At 37.4% G+C, this 22,632-nt stretch carries 18 protein-coding genes, 1 rRNA gene and 1 other annotated feature (1 of these 20 cut by a window edge); of the genes, 16 read left to right on the top strand and 3 right to left on the bottom strand.

The genetic code is table 11. The features are described from left to right. Positions 1–532 precede the first annotated feature (532 nt). The 15 genes from rpmH (at position 533) to guaB (ending at position 16,627) form a co-directional block, all read left to right on the top strand. The gene (gene rpmH, locus IGK91_RS12930; protein ID WP_002293121.1) at positions 533–667 is read left to right on the top strand and encodes a 50S ribosomal protein L34; all 135 of its coding nucleotides are present in this window, start codon (positions 533–535) and stop codon (positions 665–667) included. A gap of 117 nt (positions 668–784) precedes the next feature. Further along, positions 785–1,141, top strand: coding sequence for a ribonuclease P protein component (rnpA, locus tag IGK91_RS12925; protein ID WP_010720505.1), 357 nt, complete (start codon positions 785–787; stop codon positions 1,139–1,141). Next, positions 1,138–1,959 carry a YidC/Oxa1 family membrane protein insertase gene (locus IGK91_RS12920; protein WP_010720506.1) on the top strand — a complete coding sequence of 274 codons (822 nt, stop codon included), beginning with the start codon at positions 1,138–1,140 and terminating at the stop codon, positions 1,957–1,959. The genes rnpA and IGK91_RS12920 overlap by 4 nt, the downstream gene beginning before the upstream one ends. Positions 1,960–1,973: 14 nt before the next feature. Then, positions 1,974–2,753 carry an RNA-binding cell elongation regulator Jag/EloR gene (gene jag / locus IGK91_RS12915; RefSeq protein ID WP_081123086.1) on the top strand — a complete coding sequence of 260 codons (780 nt, stop codon included), beginning with the start codon at positions 1,974–1,976 and terminating at the stop codon, positions 2,751–2,753. 232 nt (positions 2,754–2,985) lie between these two features. Continuing rightward, positions 2,986–4,389, top strand: a complete 1,404-nt coding sequence (locus IGK91_RS12910) for a hypothetical protein (RefSeq protein ID WP_181934156.1) — start codon at positions 2,986–2,988, stop codon at positions 4,387–4,389. A gap of 605 nt (positions 4,390–4,994) precedes the next feature. Beyond that, positions 4,995–6,392 carry a tRNA uridine-5-carboxymethylaminomethyl(34) synthesis GTPase MnmE gene (gene mnmE, locus IGK91_RS12905; protein ID WP_010736772.1) on the top strand — a complete coding sequence of 466 codons (1,398 nt, stop codon included), beginning with the start codon at positions 4,995–4,997 and terminating at the stop codon, positions 6,390–6,392. 15 nt (positions 6,393–6,407) lie between these two features. Next, on the top strand, positions 6,408–8,306 hold the full coding sequence (mnmG, locus tag IGK91_RS12900; protein ID WP_010720510.1) for a tRNA uridine-5-carboxymethylaminomethyl(34) synthesis enzyme MnmG: 1,899 nt from the start codon (positions 6,408–6,410) through the stop codon (positions 8,304–8,306). 572 nt (positions 8,307–8,878) lie between these two features. After that, complete coding sequence (locus IGK91_RS12895; protein ID WP_010736771.1) at positions 8,879–9,910, top strand: FUSC family protein; 1,032 nt, start codon at positions 8,879–8,881, stop codon at positions 9,908–9,910. A 339-nt stretch (positions 9,911–10,249) separates the two neighbouring features. Beyond that, positions 10,250–10,963, top strand: a complete 714-nt coding sequence (gene rsmG, locus IGK91_RS12890; protein WP_010720513.1) for a 16S rRNA (guanine(527)-N(7))-methyltransferase RsmG — start codon at positions 10,250–10,252, stop codon at positions 10,961–10,963. Positions 10,964–10,974: 11 nt separating this feature from the next. Continuing rightward, positions 10,975–11,742 (top strand): ParA family protein, encoded by a 768-nt coding sequence (locus tag IGK91_RS12885; RefSeq protein ID WP_010736770.1) that lies wholly within the window; start codon positions 10,975–10,977, stop codon positions 11,740–11,742. After that, positions 11,729–12,619 carry a ParB/RepB/Spo0J family partition protein gene (locus IGK91_RS12880; RefSeq protein ID WP_010720515.1) on the top strand — a complete coding sequence of 297 codons (891 nt, stop codon included), beginning with the start codon at positions 11,729–11,731 and terminating at the stop codon, positions 12,617–12,619. The genes IGK91_RS12885 and IGK91_RS12880 overlap by 14 nt, the downstream gene beginning before the upstream one ends. A 120-nt stretch (positions 12,620–12,739) precedes the next feature. Beyond that, positions 12,740–12,931: a DUF951 domain-containing protein gene (locus tag IGK91_RS12875; RefSeq protein WP_010720516.1), complete on the top strand. Its 192-nt coding sequence runs from the start codon at positions 12,740–12,742 to the stop codon at positions 12,929–12,931. Positions 12,932–12,939: 8 nt separating this feature from the next. After that, positions 12,940–14,040: a redox-regulated ATPase YchF gene (gene ychF / locus IGK91_RS12870; RefSeq protein ID WP_010720517.1), complete on the top strand. Its 1,101-nt coding sequence runs from the start codon at positions 12,940–12,942 to the stop codon at positions 14,038–14,040. 86 nt (positions 14,041–14,126) lie between these two features. Next, positions 14,127–14,822, top strand: a complete 696-nt coding sequence (locus IGK91_RS12865; protein ID WP_010720518.1) for a DUF1129 domain-containing protein — start codon at positions 14,127–14,129, stop codon at positions 14,820–14,822. A gap of 320 nt (positions 14,823–15,142) precedes the next feature. Then, positions 15,143–16,627, top strand: a complete 1,485-nt coding sequence (gene guaB / locus IGK91_RS12860) for an IMP dehydrogenase (protein ID WP_010720519.1) — start codon at positions 15,143–15,145, stop codon at positions 16,625–16,627. A 446-nt stretch (positions 16,628–17,073) separates the two neighbouring features. Here the strand turns inward: guaB and serS are convergent, their stop codons facing one another. From serS to IGK91_RS12845, 3 genes are all read right to left on the bottom strand, one after another. After that, positions 17,074–18,345 (bottom strand): serine--tRNA ligase, encoded by a 1,272-nt coding sequence (gene serS / locus IGK91_RS12855; RefSeq protein ID WP_010736769.1) that lies wholly within the window; start codon positions 18,343–18,345, stop codon positions 17,074–17,076. A 51-nt stretch (positions 18,346–18,396) separates the two neighbouring features. Beyond that, positions 18,397–18,609: a binding site (T-box leader), on the bottom strand. A gap of 44 nt (positions 18,610–18,653) precedes the next feature. Further along, positions 18,654–19,862 (bottom strand): sensor histidine kinase, encoded by a 1,209-nt coding sequence (locus IGK91_RS12850; protein ID WP_025480278.1) that lies wholly within the window; start codon positions 19,860–19,862, stop codon positions 18,654–18,656. Further along, positions 19,849–20,538, bottom strand: coding sequence for a response regulator transcription factor (locus IGK91_RS12845; RefSeq protein ID WP_010736768.1), 690 nt, complete (start codon positions 20,536–20,538; stop codon positions 19,849–19,851). Before IGK91_RS12845 ends, IGK91_RS12850 begins: the two co-directional genes overlap by 14 nt. A gap of 743 nt (positions 20,539–21,281) precedes the next feature. Here IGK91_RS12845 and IGK91_RS12840 point away from each other — a divergent pair. Further along, positions 21,282–22,632, top strand: a 16S ribosomal RNA gene (locus tag IGK91_RS12840) (it continues 209 nt past the right edge of the window).

The raw sequence follows: 22,632 nt of genomic DNA, 5'->3' as shown, positions 1-22,632 counted from the left end.
ATAAGGCTTCCTCCTTCATTAAAAAGTGAATAACTAGTACTAATTTATCATTTTTTCATATAGTTTTCCACAGAAAGAGCAGAAAAAATTTTTTATTTGAGATTATCCACAAAATTAAGAGAGAAAAAAACAAAAAAAATCACAACGAGGAAAAATACTTATCCACATCACTAATCAACAGGTGGATAAGTGTGTTTTAAAGACAGAAATACCAGGTAGGTTGTGGATAAAAAATCTTTGTTTATCAAGGAGTTAAGCATTCAATTCACAGATAAATGACTGTTTGTGGATTACTTTTTTTACAGGTGTTTATTCTGTGTAAAAAACCCTAAAAAATAATTGTGGATAAATCTTGTGTATAACTTTTTCCACAAACGAATCACACGAAAAAAAACTAAACTGTGGAAAAATAGAATGCATAAATCCAGAAGTTTCCTTTCATTTTATATTGACAAATTACCTTGATTGTCGTTATACTATCAAAGTATGTCTGTGTTTTAACAGTAGATAAGAAATTTTGGAGGTGGAATACATGAAAAGAACATACCAACCAAATAAACGTAAACGTCAAAAAGTTCACGGATTCCGTAAACGTATGAGTACTAAAAATGGCCGTCGTGTTTTAGCAAGCCGTCGCCGTAAAGGAAGAAAAGTTCTTTCAGCTTAAGCCACTGGGGTTTCAGTGGTTTTTTTTATGCCCTTTTTTAGGGAAAAGCTGAAAGAATAAAGAGAAATATGTTATGATTATGGACGTAAGTGAAAGATAGAAAAGGAAAGAAAACGAATGAGAAAAGCGTATCGAGTCAAAAAAGAACGAGAGTTTCAAAACGTATTCCATACAGGAACGTCATTTGCTAATCGTAAATTTGTCGTTTACCGCTTAGAAAAAAAAGACCAGCCACATTTTCGTGTCGGGCTTTCAGTAGGTAAAAAAGTGGGCAATGCAGTATGTCGCAATGAGGTAAAACGTAAGATTCGTGCGGCGGTCTATTCTGTAAAAGAACAGATCGATCCGGAATTGGATTTTATCGTGATTGCAAGACCAAGTGTCAAGGGACTAACTTACGATGAGATTCGTTCCAATCTAGTCCATGTCTTAAAACTTGCAAAAATAATCGATAGAGAGGAAAAGAGTAAGTGAAGAAATACAAACGTTTACTTTTGATGGCAGGCATTATCAGTCTAGTCGTTGTCTTATCCGGTTGTGGAACTGGAGAAGTAAGTGCACAAAGCACAGGAATTTGGGATCGCTACATCGTTTATTATTTTGCAGAAGCGATCAAGGCATTGTCATTTGGAAATGCAGGGATTGGGATTATTTTATTCACTTTGATCATTCGTGTGATCTTGATGCCGTTGATGCATTTTCAAACAAAGAGTATGCGAAAAACCCAAGAACTTCAACCAAAATTAAAAGCACTACAACAAGAATATAGTTCAAAAGATCCTGAGACACAAAGTAAGTTACGTGAAGCGCAACAACGTTTATATGCGGAAAATAATGTGAACCCATATGCTGGTTGTTTACCGTTGTTAGTACAGATGCCGATTTTGATGGCGTTATGGCAATCGATTTCACGTGTGCCTGAATTAAAACAAGGAAACTTTTTATGGTTAAATCTAGGAACAGCAGATCCAACCTTTATTTTACCGATCCTTGCTGCGGTATTTACTTTTGCAAGTACGTATCTAAGTAGCATGAGTCAAATTGAATCAAATGCATCAATGAAGATCATGAATTTTGTGATGCCTGTGATGATCTTAGTTATGGGGGTCAACTTAGCAAGTGGTCTTTCATTATATTGGGTAATATCTAATGCTTTCCAAGTCGTTCAAACATTACTAATCAATAATCCATTTAAGATTAGAAAAGAGCGAGAAGAAGAAGCTCAACGTATTCGTGAAAAAGAACGTGCGTTGAAAAAAGCCATGAGTCCGAAGAAAAAACGTAAAAAATAAGGGAGGGAATGCTAATGCCGATTTATGAAGCTGCGACAATTGATGAAGCAATCCAACTTGGTTTAAACGATTTAGGATTGGATAAAGAGAAAGTTGAAATTGAGATACTAGATGAAGGTAAGAAAGGATTTCTGGGGATCGGGCGTAAGAATGCTCGTCTTAAGATTGAACCTTCAATTAGTGAAACTGTTTCAGAAGCAATTGAAGAAACGATTGAAGAAACGGTAGAAGAAGTTTTAGAAGAACCTTTAGAAAAAACGATAGAAGAAACTGAAACCATTGAAGTCTTCACAGAAGACCAACCAGAAGAAGTAGAAACCAGTGAATTAGGCGATGAAGCAGCTTTAACGGAATTAGCAGTCTATCTCACGGATATTACCAAGCAATTAGATGCGCCAGCTTTAGTAAAAATGACCCGCGAAGCAAATACCGTCGTTTTTCAATTAGATACACAAAAACAAGGGATTTTAATTGGCAAACACGGCAAAACATTAAATGCGTTGCAGTATTTAGCCCAAGTTTTCATTCACCGTATTGCTAAAAATAAACTATCTGTAGTAGTAAACGTTGGTAATTATCGTGAAAAAAGACAAGAAATCATTCAACGCTTAGCAGATCGTACTGCCGAAAAAGCAATTAAATCCGGTCAACCAGTCTTCTTAGAACCAATGCCGGCATTTGAGAGAAAACAAATCCATGCGGCATTAAGCAAGAATGAATATGTGAAAACTCATTCTGAAGGAGACGAGCCTTATCGTTATCTAGTAGTAGAACCTGTAAAAAAACGATTATAAACACTAAAAGAGTTTCCTTCATTAACAAATGCTTGTTAATGAAATAATGCTTGATAAATAAGAGAAGTTTAAATCAATGAAGTAGCGAAAAAGTAAACTGATTACTTTTTCGCTACTTTATTTTTGTTGTGTTTTGCAAGAAATCTTTTTTTCTCTGTTTTCTAAAAAAAAGTTTCTTTCTCCAAAATAATCTATGTTACTGTGAATACGACTGGGGGAAAGGAAGGGAAAAATGGAAGAGAAAAAAAGAAAAAAAATGATAAAAGATATCGAAAAAGCTCGTGAAAAATATGTAAAAAATGAACAAAAATATATTGCAGAAATGTCGCATGTCTTTAATCAAAAATGGAATTGGACTTCCAATATGCTGGATAATGAGGCTGGAGTAAAATATGATAACCTTATAGAGTATATGTATTTGTATAAAAAGGTAGTTGAAAAAAATCCTGAACAGTTTACAGAAAATGGTAGAGAACAAAAGAACTTAATAAACTCTTTAAACGGTAGTATAGGATGTAGTTACGATAACAAATATTTTAAGCCATGCATGAAAGACTTGGTAAATAATGATCCGGATAGTTTTTTAGTTATACCAATCATGTATAACCGAAGAACAGGCGATGTTCATAGTGTCAGCCTGCTTATTCAAAAAGAAGACAATAAAATTAAAGTGTGCGTTTGTAATAAAGGAGGTCAACTTGTACCTAATGAAGCGCCAAATGTTGATGGAAAAATTTCTCTTGAGCATTTAAATAAAATAGCGTCGTTTTATCAATGGGAAAACTGGAATGATTTTTCCGATAAAGAGAAATTAGACCTTTGGAAAGGCGTTAGTAAGGAGGATAAAGCAGAATGTGTAGAGAGTTTCGCAGCAGTAGAAAAATTGTGGGTAGATCTGGATACCAAACAATTAAAATCAATCTATGTATATGAGTTTGAAGAATCAAAAGAAAACATAGAAGCCATTTCAAAAGCTGTTCGTATAGGAAGATATGCTCCTACATGGCGAGATTTTTTAAGTTTGTCCCGAAAAGAAGGTGTGAGCTTTGGAAGCTTTTTTCAAGATAAATATATGTTGTTTTTTCATAAGACAACAGAATTTCCGTTAAAAGAGCTTCATCATCATGCATCAGAATGTAAGTTTGAAAATTATGTTGCAAGGTCACAAATGACAGGGGCATGTATCGTAAAAAATATAGGATTAGCATTCAAATATACACTAGGTTATAAAACTAAGGCAATTATTAAAGACAAAGAGTATGATCAATGTAAACAAATTGAGGGTATGGATGAAATGCTGCTAAAAGTTGCTAAAGATGAGGTCAAGAACCAGAGTTATAGTGATTTACTTGATCAGAATTACGCGTTTTTTCTTAAAAATAAAAAAGAATTGGCGCAAGAGACGCCAAGCATGAAAATAGTAAAAAAAGAATTGTTAATAGATGTTGTAAATGAAGCTGGAGAAAAAGTTGGAGACGTGCTTACAAACCAGTTTCTTATAAATCAGAAAGATGTTAAAAACGAGTTACATAATAGAAAAACGGGTGAAGAATACCTGAGAAAAGTTGCTGCTGTAAATAAAAAAGTTTCAAAAAAGAAAAAAGCAGAAAGACTAAACTCTGGATTGGAAAGATAGAGGTAAACCCTCCTGAATAGGGATAAAATAAATGTCGTTTTATCCTATAGTTGAAAATTCATTCAATCATACATAGAAGATCAGTTATATTGAGAAAAACAAAATTTAATGGTTGATATGCGTGGTTCTTTTTAGGAATCACATTGACAAACTTTTTTAAACAAAGTATATTTTATTAGAAATCATTCTTATCGGAGTATACGATGCTTAAGTAGTCTTACTTTGATAGAAAAAGCACATGGAGGTTAGCCTTCGTGTGTTTTTTTGTAGAACTGAGATGAGATAGCGATTTGTTTTGAATGGCTATTTTTTATGTTGAATAGTCGTGAAAAGGATCGCGACGATACAAAGGATGAAATAAAAAGAATGTACAATATCCTCAAATCAGAATGAATGTATAAATGAAAAAAATTTTTACGATATTGTAAAAAAGCAGAAGTTGTCAGAGTTCTCTATTTTCAATACTTGTGTCTTGTAACTAAATATGATAACCTATGTTCAGAATTTAATCATGGACAAGCAGTCAAAGTGCGAAGTTCACCATTTATTGTAAAGGGTGAAGTGGGCACTTTTTTTGTGCGTAAAATTAAAAAGGGAGTGAAAAAATGGCTGAAATTACTTTAGAATTTGATACGATTGCTGCAATTTCTACCCCACCAGGAGAAGGAGCGATCAGTATTGTTCGACTTAGTGGAGACCAAGCGGTAGCTTTAGCAGATAAAGTCTATCGTTGTGGCAAGAAAAGCTTATTGGAAGTACCTAGTCATACGATTCATTATGGGCATATTACTGATCCAAAGAATGAACAGATCATTGATGAAGTGATGGTTTCTGTTATGTTAGCACCTAAAACATTTACTCGTGAAGATGTCGTTGAAATCAATTGTCATGGTGGGATCGTAGTCGTAAATCAAATTTTACAACTGCTATTACGAGAAGGAGCAAGACTAGCTGAACCTGGAGAATTTACAAAAAGAGCTTTCTTAAATGGTCGTGTGGATCTTTCTCAAGCAGAAGCCGTGATGGATTTAATTCGGGCAAAAACGGACAAAGCAATGGGATTAGCTTTAAATCAATTAGATGGCAATCTTTCTTCGTTGATTCGTTCATTAAGACAAGAAATTTTAGAAACATTAGCACAAGTGGAGGTCAATATCGATTATCCTGAATACGATGATGTGGAAGAATTGACTACACGATTATTGCTTGAAAAAGCGACGATGATCCAACAAAGGATCCAAGCTTTACTTGCTACATCGAAACAAGGAAAAGTCTTGCGTGAAGGATTAAGTACAGCTATCATCGGTCGTCCAAATGTCGGAAAATCAAGCTTGTTGAATCACTTATTGCGAGAAGAAAAAGCAATTGTAACAGATATTGCGGGAACGACACGAGATGTCATCGAAGAATACGTGAACGTTCGTGGTGTACCATTGAAATTAATTGATACAGCAGGAATCCGTGAAACAGAAGATCTCGTTGAACAGATCGGAGTAGAAAGAAGTCGAAAAGCATTATCTGAATCGGATTTGATTTTATTGGTCTTGAATCAAAGTGAGCCACTGACCAGAGAAGACGAGCAGCTTTTAGAAGCCACTAACGGTTTGAAACGGATTGTACTTTTAAATAAAACAGATTTGCCGCAAAAGTTAGAAAAAGAAGAACTTGATCAGTGGTTAGAAGATGAACCGGTGTTTGCCGTTTCTGTGGCTAAAAATGATGGTTTAGATCAATTAGAAACAGCTATCGCTGATTTATTCTTTGGTGGGCAAACCGGTGAAAGAGATGCTACGTATGTATCAAATACCAGACATATTGCTCTACTTGAAAAAGCATCAATTTCATTAGCAGAAGTAGTTGCTGGGATTGAAGCAGGGATGCCTGTAGATCTTGTTCAAATCGATATGACACGCTGTTGGGACTACTTAGGGGAAGTCGTTGGAGACAGTGTACAAGATGAATTAATCACTCAATTATTCAGTCAATTCTGTTTAGGAAAATAAAAGGAGGAAATGTACTTGAATCATTATCAAGCAGATACTTATGACGTCATCGTTGTAGGGGCAGGACATGCTGGTTCAGAAGCAGCGTTGGCTGCAGCCAGAATGGGCTCCAAAACGTTATTACTAACTATCAACCTAGACATGGTAGCGTTCATGCCATGTAACCCTTCAGTCGGAGGACCAGCAAAAGGTGTCGTAGTGAGAGAAATCGATGCTCTTGGTGGCGAAATGGGTAAAAATATCGATAAAACGTACATTCAAATGAGAATGTTAAACACAGGAAAAGGGCCTGCTGTGCGTGCTTTAAGAGCGCAAGCAGACAAGCATGCTTATTCCGCAGAAATGAAGCATACGATAGAAAAAGAACCTAATTTGACGTTGCGTCAAGGAATCGTCGAAGAATTAATCGTCGAAGAGGGCGTTTGTCGAGGTGTGGTGACGTCAACTGGTGCTTGCTACCAAGCAAAAGCTGTTGTTATTACTGCTGGTACAGCTTTACGAGGCGAGATCATCATTGGAGAATTGAAGTATTCATCTGGACCAAATAATTCACAGCCTTCTGTTGGATTAGCTAATAATCTAAAAGAATTAGGTTTTGCGATTGATCGTTTCAAAACAGGAACACCTCCTCGGGTTAAATCAAGTACGATTGATTATTCAGTGACTGAAGAGCAACCTGGCGATAAAGAACCAAATCATTTTAGTTTTAGCACGCCAGATAGTGCGTACAACTTAGAACAAGAATCTTGCTGGTTGACTTATACCGGTGAAACGACTCATAAAATCATACGTGATAACTTGCATCGTGCACCGATGTTTACTGGAATCGTTGAAGGTGTGGGCGCTCGCTATTGTCCATCGATTGAAGATAAGATCGTACGTTTTGCAGATAAACCAAGACATCAATTGTTTTTAGAACCAGAAGGCTTGCATACGGAAGAAGTATACGTTCAAGGATTATCGACTTCATTACCAGAAGATGTCCAAGTGGATATGCTACACTCTATCGCAGGACTGGAAAAAGTTGAAATGATGCGTACGGGATATGCGATCGAATATGATGTTGTCGAACCCCATCAATTACGTCCAACGCTCGAAACGAAAGTCATCGAAAACCTTTATACTGCAGGTCAAACGAATGGGACTAGTGGTTATGAAGAAGCAGCGGGCCAAGGGCTGATTGCTGGAATCAATGCAGCGCTCAAAGTCCAAGGAAAAGAGCCTTTGATCATCAAACGCAGTGACGGTTATATTGGTGTTATGATTGATGACCTAGTGACTAAAGGAACCAATGAACCTTATCGCTTGCTCACTTCACGTGCTGAATATCGTTTATTATTGCGTCATGACAATGCAGATCTACGTTTGACGGAGATGGGACACCAAGTAGGTTTAGTCAAAGAAGACCAATACCAAGCTTATCTGAAAAAGAAAGCTGCTGTTGAAGCAGAAATTAAACGTTTGATGACTGTCCGGATCAAACCGACAGAAGAAGTCCAAGCATTTTTGGCAACTATCAATGCTGCGCCATTAAAAGACGGGGTTTTAGCGAGTGACTTTTTGAAGCGACCTGAAATTAGCTACAGCGATTTAATGTTGTTTATTCCGGAAAATGAAGCATTGACAGCGAAAGAAATTGAACAAGTTGAAATTCAGATTAAGTACGAAGGATACATTAAAAAAGCACTTGAAAAAGTAGAAAAATTAAAACGAATGGAAGCCAAAAAAATACCAGAAAATATCGACTACGCAGCAATTAATGGATTGGCTACAGAAGCAAAACAAAAACTACAAAAAATCCAACCAGAAACCATCGCTCAAGCTAGCCGTATCAGTGGTGTAAACCCCGCTGATCTAAGTATTTTGATGGTCTACATCGAACAAGGGAAGATTGCGAAAGTGGAAAACCTCTGATTTACGGTTTTCCAGAAGTAGCTACATTGGAAAATTAGCCGAAGATTTCAAAAAATAGGAGGAACTATTTTTGGATTCTCCGGCTTATTTCTCAGAGCTAGATACTCCTGTTGGAATCTCTAGAAGATAGTTTTTTTTCGTCTTTTTAGCAACGATACCAGTAAAGAGAAATCTTAGCACCATCAATGGATAGGAAGTATTTTGCTTTTTGTCCATTTTTTGATGGTGTAAATCTCCTTTTTTCAGGGCACAATTCAATTGGGTAGGTTGAGCTAGAATTGATGGGAAATTACCTCGTAAGTCTCGAGTCTCCTCCTATTTATAGACTGAGCCAAAAATTTGAGAAGTATCAAGTAGGTAACAATCAACAGCAAAAACTAGTGTTTGTGTTTTCTGTCAATTTCTGGAAATTCTTTCTTCTTTCTTGATGCTAAACACTTTTGTCTCAACCCCCACTTAATTTTTTATGAAAAATAAAGAAATTGTTGTTATACTAAATGATGTTGATAGAAACGAGAGCGAAACATTGGAGCCTCAACATCTAAATAAAGATAGAAGAAAGGAGCGATTGGTTGTTCAAAACTTATTTTCGTTTTAATAAGATTCAAGATAACCCATTTCGTATCATGAACCTGATGCTATTGATTTTTATCGTACTATGGTTAGGATACATAAACCAGAATTTCTTGATTTCAAGTTTTTCTTCATTAGGGATCTTTACTTTTTTCTATTATCAAAATATACCCATGAAACATTTAATTAAGCGCATGTTTTTCATTGGTTGTGGACTTTTATTTGCCTTTGTATTAGGAATGTTATCAACCTATGTTTTATGGTTGGAACCTTTTGCTGTAGCTGTAGTGGCTTTTGCCAGCCGGTTTATTTTGCGGTTGTTCCATATTTCAAAACCAGGTGGCTTATTTTTTGCGATGCTTTCGGCGATGGGAACAAGTATGCAGTTACCGATTGATCATTTGCCAATGGTTTCTCTTTATTTTTTCATGGGGGTCATGTTTTCATTGATTGCTGCAGTTATCACCAAGTTACTTGATTCACGTCCAGAACAAGCCATTGAACAAATCTCTTTAAAAGAGAGATTCCAAGAAGAACCGTTAGTAATCATTGATTCTGTTTTCTACAGTGTTGCTTTATTTCTTTCCGTCTATATTAGTCACGGATTGCAGTTACACAATCCTTACTGGTTAACTCTTTCTTGTGCTTCTATTCTTTTAGCTGAGAATTTGGATGCAATGAAACATCGGCAAGTACAATATTTGATTGGTTCCATGGGGGGCTTATGTGTGTCGGCTGTTTTATCCTTTGTACCATTTACTCAGTTACAAACGATTTTTCTGATCACTTTTCTTTACGGTATCTCACAATTTTTGGTTGCTAGAAATTATGCGGTTGCCAACATTTTTCTTAATCCGATGGCACTGATGTTATCGACACTAATTCGTGGGGCCTACTTGATATCCTTGATCGAATATCGCTTTTTGGGAATCGTTATCGGAAGTTTTATTGGTTTAGGTGCTGCATGGGTCATGACCGTTGGGTTACAGCACTATCTCAATGTTGTGCGGAGAAAATTAGAGACAAAATAATAAATAAAAGTATATACAAAAAAAAGCCAGTTCGTTTTTGAAGTGAGGATCAAAGACGAGCTGATTTTTTTAACCCATACATTTGATATGTGTTCATTTTTTGTTTAAATTTGAATAAAAAATCAACTGGCGTTAAAAATTAGAGATAACCTAGTTAAGGCATTTATTTTTTTTAATTACTTACATATAGAAGGATGTGTACTTCCTAGTGCTTCCTTTTTAATTTTTTAAAACCTCCTATAAATTTACCGGTAGAAAGATTGCAACTCGGTTCATTTTGCGTTAAAGTAAAAAGAGATTTCGTGAAACAATTGCTGTTTCACAATGAAAGGATTAATTATGACACCAGAAGAATTTCGTCAAGCATTGGCAGATAAAGACATCCATTTATCTGATCAACAAATGAGTCAATTTGAACGTTACTATCAGTGGTTAGTTGAGTGGAACGAAAAAATGAATTTAACAGCCATCACGGAAAAAAATGACGTTTATTTGAAGCATTTCTATGATTCATTAACGTTAGCTTTTGAGGTGGACTTTTCTCAGCCTCTTTCACTTTGTGACGTAGGTTCAGGCGCAGGTTTTCCGAGTATTCCACTGAAAATTGCGTTTCCTAACTTACAGATCACGATCGTTGATTCACTGAATAAACGAATCAACTTCTTAACGGAATTAACAAAAGAACTTGGTATCACAGCGGCACTTCACCACGATCGTGCCGAGACATTTGGTCAAAATCCTCAATTCCGAGCTTCATTTGACTTAGTGACTGCTCGCGCTGTAGCAAGATTGAATGTTTTAGCAGAACTATGTTTGCCTCTAGTGAAGCAAGAAGGATACTTTTATGCGCTGAAAGCTGCAAAAAGCGAAGAAGAACTAATAGAAGCCAAGCATGCGATCGCAATCTTAGGGGGAAAGTTTATCAAAGAAGATGCGATAGAATTACCGAAAATATCTGACAAGCGACATATTTTGGTAATCCAAAAGAAGAAAGTCACCCCGAAAAAATACCCAAGAAAACCTGGTATGCCAAATAAGCAACCAATCAAGTAGGAGGAGAAGAGATGGCACAAATAATATCTGTTGCAAACCAAAAAGGTGGCGTAGGTAAAACGACGACCACTGTTAACTTAGGTGCTTGCTTAGCTAGTCTTGGTAAAAGAGTCTTGTTAGTGGATATGGATGCACAAGGCAATGCCACAAGTGGTGTCGGTATTCGAAAACCAGATGTTACTCAAGATATTTATGATGTCTTAGTCAATGAGCTACCGATTGCCGAAGCAACTCTTGTTACCGAACATGAAAATTTGAGTATTGTGCCTGCCACTCTTCAATTAGCAGGAGCAGAAATCGAATTAACTTCAATGATGGCCAGAGAGTCTCGCTTGAAAGGTTCTTTAGCCGAAGTGAACGATCAATATGATTATATTCTGATTGATTGCCCACCTTCATTAGGTCATTTGACTATTAATTCATTTACAGCTAGCGATTCTATTCTGATCCCAGTGCAATGTGAATATTATGCATTAGAAGGATTGAGTCAATTACTCAATACAGTTCGTTTAGTTCAAAAGCATTTCAATCCAGAATTGGAGATTGAAGGCGTCTTACTTACAATGTATGATGCACGTACGAACTTAGGAAATGAAGTCGTGGAAGAAGTCCGAAAGTATTTCCGTGAGAAGGTCTATGAAACGATTATTCCAAGAAATATTCGTCTTTCAGAAGCACCAAGTCATGGAATGCCGATCATTGATTATGATCCACGTTCTAGAGGAGCTGAAGTTTACCAAGCATTGGCAAAGGAAGTGGTTAACCGTGAAGAAAAGTAAAGGATTAGGACGAGGGATCGATGCGTTATTTCAAGATTTAGAGAATTTAGAAACTGTGGATGTTGAAGATGAAACAGTTGTACAATTACCACTAAACGAATTACGCCCTAACCCTTATCAACCACGTAAAACATTTGAAGAAGTCTCGCTTCAAGAATTGGCAAACTCCATTGAGCAATCAGGCGTGTTTCAACCGATTATCGTCCGTCGTTCGGCAGTAAAAGGATATGAAATCATTGCTGGTGAACGTCGTTTCCGAGCTTCTAAGTTAGCAGAAAAAGCGACCATCCCTGCAATTGTTCGTGACTTTGATGAAGAAGCAATGATGCAAGTCGCTGTTTTGGAAAACTTGCAACGTGAAGACTTGAACCCATTAGAAGAAGCTGAAGCCTATGATATGCTGATGAAAAATCTTAAACTTACGCAAGCAGAAGTAGCGAAACGCTTAGGTAAAAGTCGTCCATATATCGCAAACTATCTCCGACTGTTAACGTTACCTGATTTAGTGAAGGAAATGGTCCAAGATCAACGATTATCGATGGGACAAGCTCGTACCTTATTAGGTCTAAAAAACAAAAGTTTGATTCTAAAATTAGCGAATCGAGCAGTTATGGAGAATCTAACGGTTCGTCAGTTGGAACAAATTGTTTCGCAATTAAATCAAAACGATGGGAAAGAAAAAAAGAAAATCCCTCGACTAGCAAAAGAAAAGCCTTATTATATACGTGAAAGTGAAGACCGCTTGATGGATAAGTTTGGTACAAGTGTTGCTATCCAAGAAAAAGACGGTAAAGGAAAGATTGAAATTGAGTACCTTTCGCAAAATGATTTGACAAGAATCCTTGATATCCTTAATATTCAATTCGATGAAGAATAAGTAATAGGAAAGAAGCGTTCAATTCAGACCAATCAACCTTAATTTTTACGATCACTATATGAATATCAAAAAAGACGTGGGAACCGTTCTTAAGAGAAATGACTAAAGGAGGGGACTTTTATGTACGACTTACATGATATTGTTGAAATGAAAAAACCTCATGCTTGTCAGACCAACCGTTGGGAAATCATCCGCATGGGAGCGGACATCAAAATCAAATGCGTCAATTGCGGGCACATCGTTATGATGACTCGTCGAGAATTTGAGAAAAAATTAAAAAAAGTACTTGAAAAAAATGCAGAGAAAGAGTGAATAAATCTATGGCATTAACTGCTGGAATTGTTGGATTACCCAATGTCGGTAAATCAACTTTATTTAACGCAATCACCAAAGCTGGAGCAGAAGCAGCGAACTATCCTTTTGCAACCATTGATCCGAATGTAGGAATGGTAGAAGTTCCCGATTGGCGTTTACAACGCTTAACTGAACTTGTTCATCCTAAAAAAACCGTGCCAACAACATTTGAATTTACGGATATTGCAGGAATCGTTAAAGGTGCAAGTAAAGGGGAAGGCTTGGGAAATCAATTTCTAAGTCATATCCGCCAAGTTGATGCGATTTGTCATGTGGTCCGTTGTTTCGATGATGACAACATCACACATGTTGAAGGACGAGTTGACCCATTAGCGGATATTGATACGATCAATCTAGAATTAGTATTGGCAGATCTGGAATCGATCACTAAACGCTATACTCGAGTAGCAAAAATCGCAAAAACGAAAGATAAAGATGCAGTTGCTGAATTAGCTGTTTTAGATAAAATCAAGCCAGTCCTGGAAGAAGGACGTTCAGCTCGCTCTATCGAATTTACGGACGAAGAACAAAAAATCGTTAAATCATTGTTTTTATTGACTACCAAACCAATCTTATATGTAGCAAACGTTGCAGAAGATGAAGTAGCAGATAGCGATACGAATCACTACGTTCAAGCTGTACGTAATTTTGCTGCCGAAGAAAATGCAGAAGTTATCGTAGTCAGCGCACGTGCAGAGGAAGAAATTGCTGAACTAGATGAAGAAGATAAAGCAGAATTCTTAGAAGCTTTAGGAATTGAAGAGTCTGGATTAGATCAATTAATTCGTGCAGCTTATGATTTGCTAGGATTAGCTACGTACTTTACAGCAGGAGAACAAGAAGTTCGGGCTTGGACATTTAAAAAAGGCATCAAAGCACCTCAAGCAGCTGGGATTATCCATTCAGACTTTGAGCGTGGATTTATCCGTGCGGAAACTGTTTCTTTTGAAGATCTAGATCATTATGGAAATATGCATGCTGCCAAAGAAGCTGGCCGTGTTCGTCTAGAAGGTAAAGACTATGTAGTCCAAGATGGCGACGTTATGTTATTCCGTTTTAATGTATAAAAGGGCTATCAAACGATACGTATAGTATGTTAGAATGTCTTTTGTGACAACCGTTAAAGTAGCGGCTAAGGAGGACTATTTAGATCATGGAATCAGAACAATTACGTGAAATTGTAAAAGAAAACAATCAATTAGAAGAAAAATTAACTAAAAGAAACCAACAATATATTTTTGACTTAAAAAAATCTTTAGAAGCAGCTAATCTATCCGAAGAGGAAAAGGTAAAAGCACTTCATGACATCCTTCCAACCTTAGTGTCTGAACAAAAAGGTGGAAAAACAGCCAGACAATTATTTGGAACTGTCTCTGAAAGAACTGAAGCAATTATCAACAAACCAGTTGAAGCAAAGGTAAATTCTAAACCACTATTGATGTGGCTAGACAATACATTCCTGTTATTAGGTTTGTTGAGTATCATGATTGCTATTACCGGATTGTTTTCACGTGGAACAACGCCAGCTTATGGAATCACAACTTTGGTCTTCGGATCAGCTGTTGGTGGTTGGGTATTTTACCTGATGTATAAATACATTTATCAATATGAGTATCCGGGAGCAGATCGTAGTAAAAAGCCAGGTATGGGTAAAACATTGTTGATCTTAACTGGAACTACATTGGTCTGGGTGGTTGCCTTTTCCGCTACCACACTTCTTCCTCCAGTACTGAATCCGTTGTTAGATCCAGTAGTTATCATCATTATTGGGGCTGCTGCACTAGCTTTGCGTTATTACATGAAGAAAAAATATGGAATCGTTGGAAGTTTATCTGTACCTAGAAGATAATTCGTTAAAGTACGATTCGATGTATATCAATGATGAGGGATCATTATTTGAAACAGTTGTTTGTTTTGAATAGTGGTCTCTTATTTTTTATGGAGAAATGGTTAAAACAGAAAGAACAAAAATTTGAGAAACTTGGTAAATTTAATCAGTAGCTTCTCTTAAAAGAGTTTCTCGTTATTAACCATATATGACTTGTGATGGAAACGCTTATAATAAGGATATTCTTAGAAACAGTCCGGATTATGGGAAGACGGTTGACTTAATAGAAAAAATCGATTATTTTAATAGATAAACTAAAAACTAGAGGAGTGGTACTAAAAATGTCCAACTGGGAAACAAAGTTCACGAAAAAAGGGTTTACTTTCGATGATGTCTTACTGATACCAGCAGAAAGTCACGTGTTACCAAACGAAGTGGATATGAGTGTACAATTAGCAAAAAATATTAAGTTGAATATCCCGATCATCAGTGCAAGTATGGACACTGTAACTGATAGTAAGATGGCTATTGCGATGGCTAGACAAGGTGGATTAGGTGTTATTCATAAAAATATGACAATTAGTCAACAAGCAGACGAAGTGCGCAAAGTCAAACGTTCTGAAAGTGGTGTGATCATTGATCCATTTTTCTTAACACCGCAACATCTTGTAGCAGATGCAGAAGAATTGATGAGCAAATATCGAATTAGCGGTGTACCGATCGTTGAGACTTTAGAAAACAGAAAACTTGTTGGTATTATTACGAACCGTGACATGCGCTTTGTAACTGATTATCATATGGAAATCAATGATGTGATGACCAAAGAAAACTTAGTAACAGCCCCAGTCGGTACTTCTCTAAAAGACGCAGAAAAAATATTGCAAAAACATAAAATTGAAAAATTACCTATCGTTGACAACGATGGTTGTTTAAGTGGATTGATCACAATCAAAGATATTGAAAAAGTGATTGAATTTCCCAACGCTGCCAAAGATGAACATGGACGTCTACTTGTAGCTGCTGCTGTTGGTGTAACAAGTGATACATTTGAGCGTGCAGGTGCCTTGTTGGAAGCAGGAGCAGATGCGATCGTTATTGATACAGCACATGGTCATAGTGCTGGAGTGATTCGTAAAATCCAAGAAATTCGTTCTACCTTTAAAGATGCTACTTTGATTGCCGGTAACGTAGCGACAGCGGAAGCAACAAAAGCATTATATGATGCTGGTGTGGATGTCGTAAAAGTCGGTATCGGACCAGGATCAATTTGTACAACACGTGTGGTTGCCGGTGTAGGTGTACCACAATTAACAGCGATTTATGATGCTGCTTCTGTCGCACGACAATATGGCAAAGCAATTATTGCTGATGGCGGAATCAAATATTCAGGTGATATCGTCAAAGCATTAGCTGCTGGAGGACATGCCGTCATGTTAGGTAGTATGTTGGCCGGTACAGATGAATCTCCAGGTGAATTTGAGATTTTCCAAGGACGACGTTTTAAAACTTATCGTGGTATGGGTTCATTGGGCGCAATGGAAAAAGGTTCAAAAGATCGTTATTTCCAAGGTAGCGTCAATGAAGCGAATAAATTAGTACCAGAAGGAATCGAAGGACGTGTGGCCTACAAAGGAAGCGTTGCGGATATTATCTTCCAAATGATCGGTGGATTAAAATCTGGTATGGGTTATGTTGGGGCAGGCAACTTGAAACAATTGCGTGACGAAGCACAATTCATCCAAATGAGTGGCAATGGGTTGAAAGAATCCCATCCACATGATGTCCAAATCACAAAAGAAGCACCTAACTATTCAGTAGAATCTTAATAAAAAAGAGATAAAAGTAGTGGGAAATCTAGCAGAATGCCAGATTTAAAGTAACAATGCTCGATTTATGAACATCAAAGTTAGTAGAATCTTACTAGCTTTGGTGTTTTTTTGTTGTCAGCGGATGCGATAGTTCTATCTAATTGATTGATTTAATTTCAAACCTGTATCTTTGATGTGGATCGTTTGATCAAACAAATATATGACAGATGAATTTGTCTTTTAACATTTTAGATTAGAAGTTTTAGGGAGTCTACCCGCATTTTTGTCTGGTTCGTTGTTTTTTGAAAAAAAGTCTAGGACGAATAGAATCTCTATCCGTCCTAGACTTTAGCGTCATCCTTTTTATGATTTAAAGTAATAGCAAGATTTCTCTCCATCAACATTATTTGACAAAGAGCCTAGTTTTTATTGTGTTATCAGTCCACTTTTTGATCTAGCTCTATTTATTTGATTACTTTTAAATTTCCCATGTAAGGAACTAATACTTCTGGAACAGTCACTGATCCATCTTCATTTTGGTAGTTTTCAAGGATCGCTGCGACAGTTCGGCCGACTGCAAGTCCTGAACCATTCAGTGTATGAGCATAGTGGATTTTTCCGTCTGCATCACGGTAACGGATCATTGCGCGTCGTGCTTGGAAATCTTCACAGTTTGAACATGAGCTGATTTCACGATATGTTTCTTGTGCAGGGATCCATACTTCTAAGTCATATGTTTTGGCAGCAGAGAAGCCCATATCTCCAGTAGATAATGCTACTACACGGTAAGGTAAATGTAATTTTTGTAGAATATCTTCAGCATCGGCTGTCATTTTTTCTAGCTCATCATAAGAATGTTCTGCATCAGAGAATTTGACCATTTCTACTTTATTAAATTGGTGTAAACGAATCAATCCTCGAGTATCACGGCCGGCACTCCCTGCTTCCGAACGAAATGCGGGACTAAGAGCAGTGAAATAAATCGGTAAATCTTGCCCATCTAAGATCTCATCGTTGTAATAGTTTGTTAATGGAACTTCCGCTGTTGGGATCAATGTCAAATCTGTATCTTCTAATTGGAAAACATCTTCTTTAAACTTAGGAAATTGCCCAGTTCCGAACATAGCCCGACTATTTACGATATAAGGAGTAATCATTTCTGTATAGTCATGTTCATAGATGTGTTGATCTAGCATAAAGTTATAAACGGCACGTTCTAAGCGAGCACCTAATCCTTTATAGTAAACAAAACGACTTCCAGAAACTTTTGCCCCTCTTTCAAAGTCTAAGATACCTAAGTTTTCAGCGATTTCCCAATGTGGTTTCGGTTCAAATGAAAAATTACGAGGCGTGTTCCAACGACGAACTTCCACGTTGTCCTCTTCGTCTTTTCCAACAGGTACAGAATCATCTGGTAAATTTGGTAAGGTAGTCGCAATTTGATGTAACTTTTCATCTACTTGCGCTACTTCTTCATCAAGAGCTTTAATGTTGCCCCCAACTTCTTTCATTTCATTGATTTTAGCTGTTGCATCTTCTTTGTTCCGTTTTAATTGCGCAATTTCTGCTGAAACATCATTACGATATTTTTTTAATTCTTCCGTTTTAACAAGTAATTTTCGACGACTTTCATCTAATTCCATAAATTCAGCTAAGGTTTCTTTTTTGACCCCACGAGTCATTAATTTTTCTTGAACATAATCAAAATTTTGACGCATCATTTTTACATCTAACATTGCAATTCCTCCTTAAATATAATAAAAAAAGACCAATCCATCCCTCAATTATCTTGGGACGAATCGGTCTAACATTCGCGGTACCACCCGAGTTCAACATATAAATATGCTGCTCTTGTTAACAGATAACGGCTGTTTTACCGACCTTTCTTATTTCGAAAGGTACACATCAAAGAACTGGAACTTCCAACTTATTTTTTGCTGATTTACACCATCCATCAGCTCTCTTGAAAAAAATAAAATGTACTGGGTTCTGTGCTATATAGATATGATATATAGAAATGATTGTAATAAGAATATCGGATATTTTAATTTTCGTCAATATGTTCCTGACTTTTGATTGGTAATTTTTCATTTCTTTTTATTGGGAGATGCATGATGAATGAAGTCCAGTGTTTATCAGATTTAGCATAAATATAACCACCATGTAAAGCAACGATACTTTGAGCAATGGCTAAACCTAAACCCGTCCCACCGGTTTCTTGTGAACGAGACTCTTCTACTCGGTAAAAACGGTCAAAAAGATTATCGATTGATTCTCGAGGAATCATAGCTCCATTGTTTTTTACTGTCGCAACGACTTCTGAGCCAACTTTTTCGACTTCAATGACAATTTTTGTAGCGCCTTTGCCGTATTTTAAAGCATTCGTCAGTAAATTATTAAAGACACGAACTAGTTTTTCAGTGTCCCCATCCATAGTTAATGATGGAACCTGTGATGATACAAGGATTTGGATATGCTTTTTTGATGCTTCTAATTCAAAATCAGCAGCTAGTTGTTCAATTAGCTGGATCAGATCAAAAGCCGAAAAATTGACCGGAACAGCTGGTTGTCTGACTTTAGTATACTCAAAAAGATCATCCACTAGTAATTTCATTTGTTTTGCTTTGATATAAGCTGTATGGGTATACTTCAAAAGATCCTCTTTTGTTTGATACTGACCATCTTCGATTAATCCTAAGTAACCAATAATAGAGGTTAAAGGGGTACGGATATCGTGACTCACATTAGTAATCAATTCATCTTTTGATTTTTCAATTTTCCGTTCATCTTCGATCGCAGCTACTGTACTATCGACTAAACCATTAATGCTTGTTACTACACGACTAAGATCACCTGTTAATTCAAAAGGGATCCGATGGTCATAATTACCATTAGCGATATAGTGAAGCTCGCTAATAATATGACGTAGTTGCATTTGTCGGTAGCGACGGATTAACCGCCAGTATAATACGCCGATATCTAAAAGAAAGAAAAGGGGAATCAGAAAATTTCGGCCGTTCCAAAATAAATCACTATTCAATCGTTGAGCAAAAATATTTTTTGAATCCCAAATCGCATTAGTCAATGAAGGGGAACTACTAATTATTGAAGTAAGGACAACCAAAATCGCAACATTTAATAGTAGAAGGAGAATCACGGTGATAATACCTTCTGCTAATAACTCACTGATTTCCTTAGAAGTTAGATTGATTCGTCGCCGTTTTTCTGTTCCTCTTTTTTTATCTTGCATCAATTTTATAGCCCACTCCCCAAACGGTTTGAATGACTTTTTCTCCACCAGTTGCTTCTTCGATCTTATCTCTCAAATGACTAACATGGACCATAACAGTTTTTGCGGAAACAATACTTTCTTGTTTCCATACACGCTCAAAGATTTCATCTGCACTGAACACACGATTAGGATGACTTGCTAATAAGTATAGAATCCCAAATTCTAATGCTGTGAGCTGAATCTCTTTCCCATCAATTGTTTTTACTTCATGGGAATCTTTGTTAATAATCAAAGAGTTTACTTCTAATATATCCGGTTGATCCGGTGTGATTTGCATTTTTGTTCGACGAAGCAAAGATTTTACGCGTGCCATAACTTCTAAAGGATTAAATGGTTTTGTAACATAATCATCAGCACCAGCAACAAGCCCTTTAATTTTATCCATATCGGTTGTTTTTGCTGTCAACATGATAATCGGGATTTGCGATTCCTTTCGTAATTCTTTAACGACCTGCATGCCATCCATTTCAGGCATCATAATATCCAAAATCAATAACTCAATATCAGGTATCGTTCGAATCTTTGATAATGCTTCTTTCCCATCATAAGCCTTAACAGCTTCGTATCCTTCATTGTGAACATAAATACTTAGTAATTCAACAATTTCTTTATCATCATCAGCAATTAATATTTTCATAGATTGTTCCTCCAGAGTTAGAATGATACTATTTACTATTCATTCTAGCAAAAAAATGTCTAAATAGATAAAAGCAACACTTTGTTAAGGAAAATTTTAGAAGGTAAGAGCTAAGTGAAGTGGCTCATCAATAGAAAACTGAACAATCACAATGCTGAGAAGGCTATCATTAATGAAAAACATGTTAAAAGCGAACGTTTCTCACTTATAGGATTAGAACGATCGATTACGCTAAAAATGTTGATAAAACAGCTTTTTTCTTATTGACTTTTATTTTTGCTGTTGGTATATTATTATTTGTTCGAAAGAGCAAAGATCGCTAGTGAAAATAGTTAAAATAAACTGTTGACAGAGGGATCACACCATGATAAGATAACTGAGTCGTAAAAAAACGACAGCTTACGAAGCTTGATTCTATCGAAAAAAACTTCAAAAAAGTTGTTGACAAATAACAAACGACGAGTTATGATAAATGAGTTGCTGAAACACTTCTAAAAAACGAAGTCAAAAAAACTTTTAAAAAAAGAGTTGACAAACAAACGTCGCTCTGATATGATATAAAAGTTGCTACGGCAATCTCAAATGATTAGCTTTTAATCAAGTAGACCTTTGAAAACTGAACAAAGCAAAGACAAACCAAATGTGTAGGGCGTCTTGATTGATTCAAGACAACAAACATTTTTAACAAGCAAGCAATATGCTAGCAAACAATTGAGCTTAACAATCGCAAGATTGTTCGAACTTTTTATGAGAGTTTGATCCTGGCTCAGGACGAACGCTGGCGGCGTGCCTAATACATGCAAGTCGAACGCTTCTTTTTCCACCGGAGCTTGCTCCACCGGAAAAAGAGGAGTGGCGAACGGGTGAGTAACACGTGGGTAACCTGCCCATCAGAAGGGGATAACACTTGGAAACAGGTGCTAATACCGTATAACAATCGAAACCGCATGGTTTTGATTTGAAAGGCGCTTTCGGGTGTCGCTGATGGATGGACCCGCGGTGCATTAGCTAGTTGGTGAGGTAACGGCTCACCAAGGCGACGATGCATAGCCGACCTGAGAGGGTGATCGGCCACATTGGGACTGAGACACGGCCCAAACTCCTACGGGAGGCAGCAGTAGGGAATCTTCGGCAATGGACGAAAGTCTGACCGAGCAACGCCGCGTGAGTGAAGAAGGTTTTCGGATCGTAAAACTCTGTTGTTAGAGAAGAACAAGGATGAGAGTAACTGTTCATCCCTTGACGGTATCTAACCAGAAAGCCACGGCTAACTACGTGCCAGCAGCCGCGGTAATACGTAGGTGGCAAGCGTTGTCCGGATTTATTGGGCGTAAAGCGAGCGCAGGCGGTTTCTTAAGTCTGATGTGAAAGCCCCCGGCTCAACCGGGGAGGGTCATTGGAAACTGGGAGACTTGAGTGCAGAAGAGGAGAGTGGAATTCCATGTGTAGCGGTGAAATGCGTAGATATATGGAGGAACACCAGTGGCGAAGGCGGCTCTCTGGTCTGTAACTGACGCTGAGGCTCGAAAGCGTGGGGAGCAAACAGGATTAGATACCCTGGTAGTCCACGCCGTAAACGATGAGTGCTAAGTGTTGGAGGGTTTCCGCCCTTCAGTGCTGCAGCTAACGCATTAAGCACTCCGCCTGGGGAGTACGACCGCAAGGTTGAAACTCAAAGGAATTGACGGGGGCCCGCACAAGCGGTGGAGCATGTGGTTTAATTCGAAGCAACGCGAAGAACCTTACCAGGTCTTGACATCCTTTGACCACTCTAGAGATAGAGCTTCCCCTTCGGGGGCAAAGTGACAGGTGGTGCATGGTTGTCGTCAGCTCGTGTCGTGAGATGTTGGGTTAAGTCCCGCAACGAGCGCAACCCTTATTGTTAGTTGCCATCATTTAGTTGGGCACTCTAGCAAGACTGCCGGTGACAAACCGGAGGAAGGTGGGGATGACGTCAAATCATCATGCCCCTTATGACCTGGGCTACACACGTGCTACAATGGGAAGTACAACGAGTCGCAAAGTCGCGAGGCTAAGCTAATCTCTTAAAGCTTCTCTCAGTTCGGATTGTAGGCTGCAACTCGCCTACATGAA

Origin of the sequence: Enterococcus sp. DIV1208 (assembly GCF_050530455.1) — a bacterium.
GTDB lineage: Bacteria > Bacillota > Bacilli > Lactobacillales > Enterococcaceae > Enterococcus_B > Enterococcus_B hirae.
This window is presented reverse-complemented; position numbering and strand designations above follow the sequence as displayed.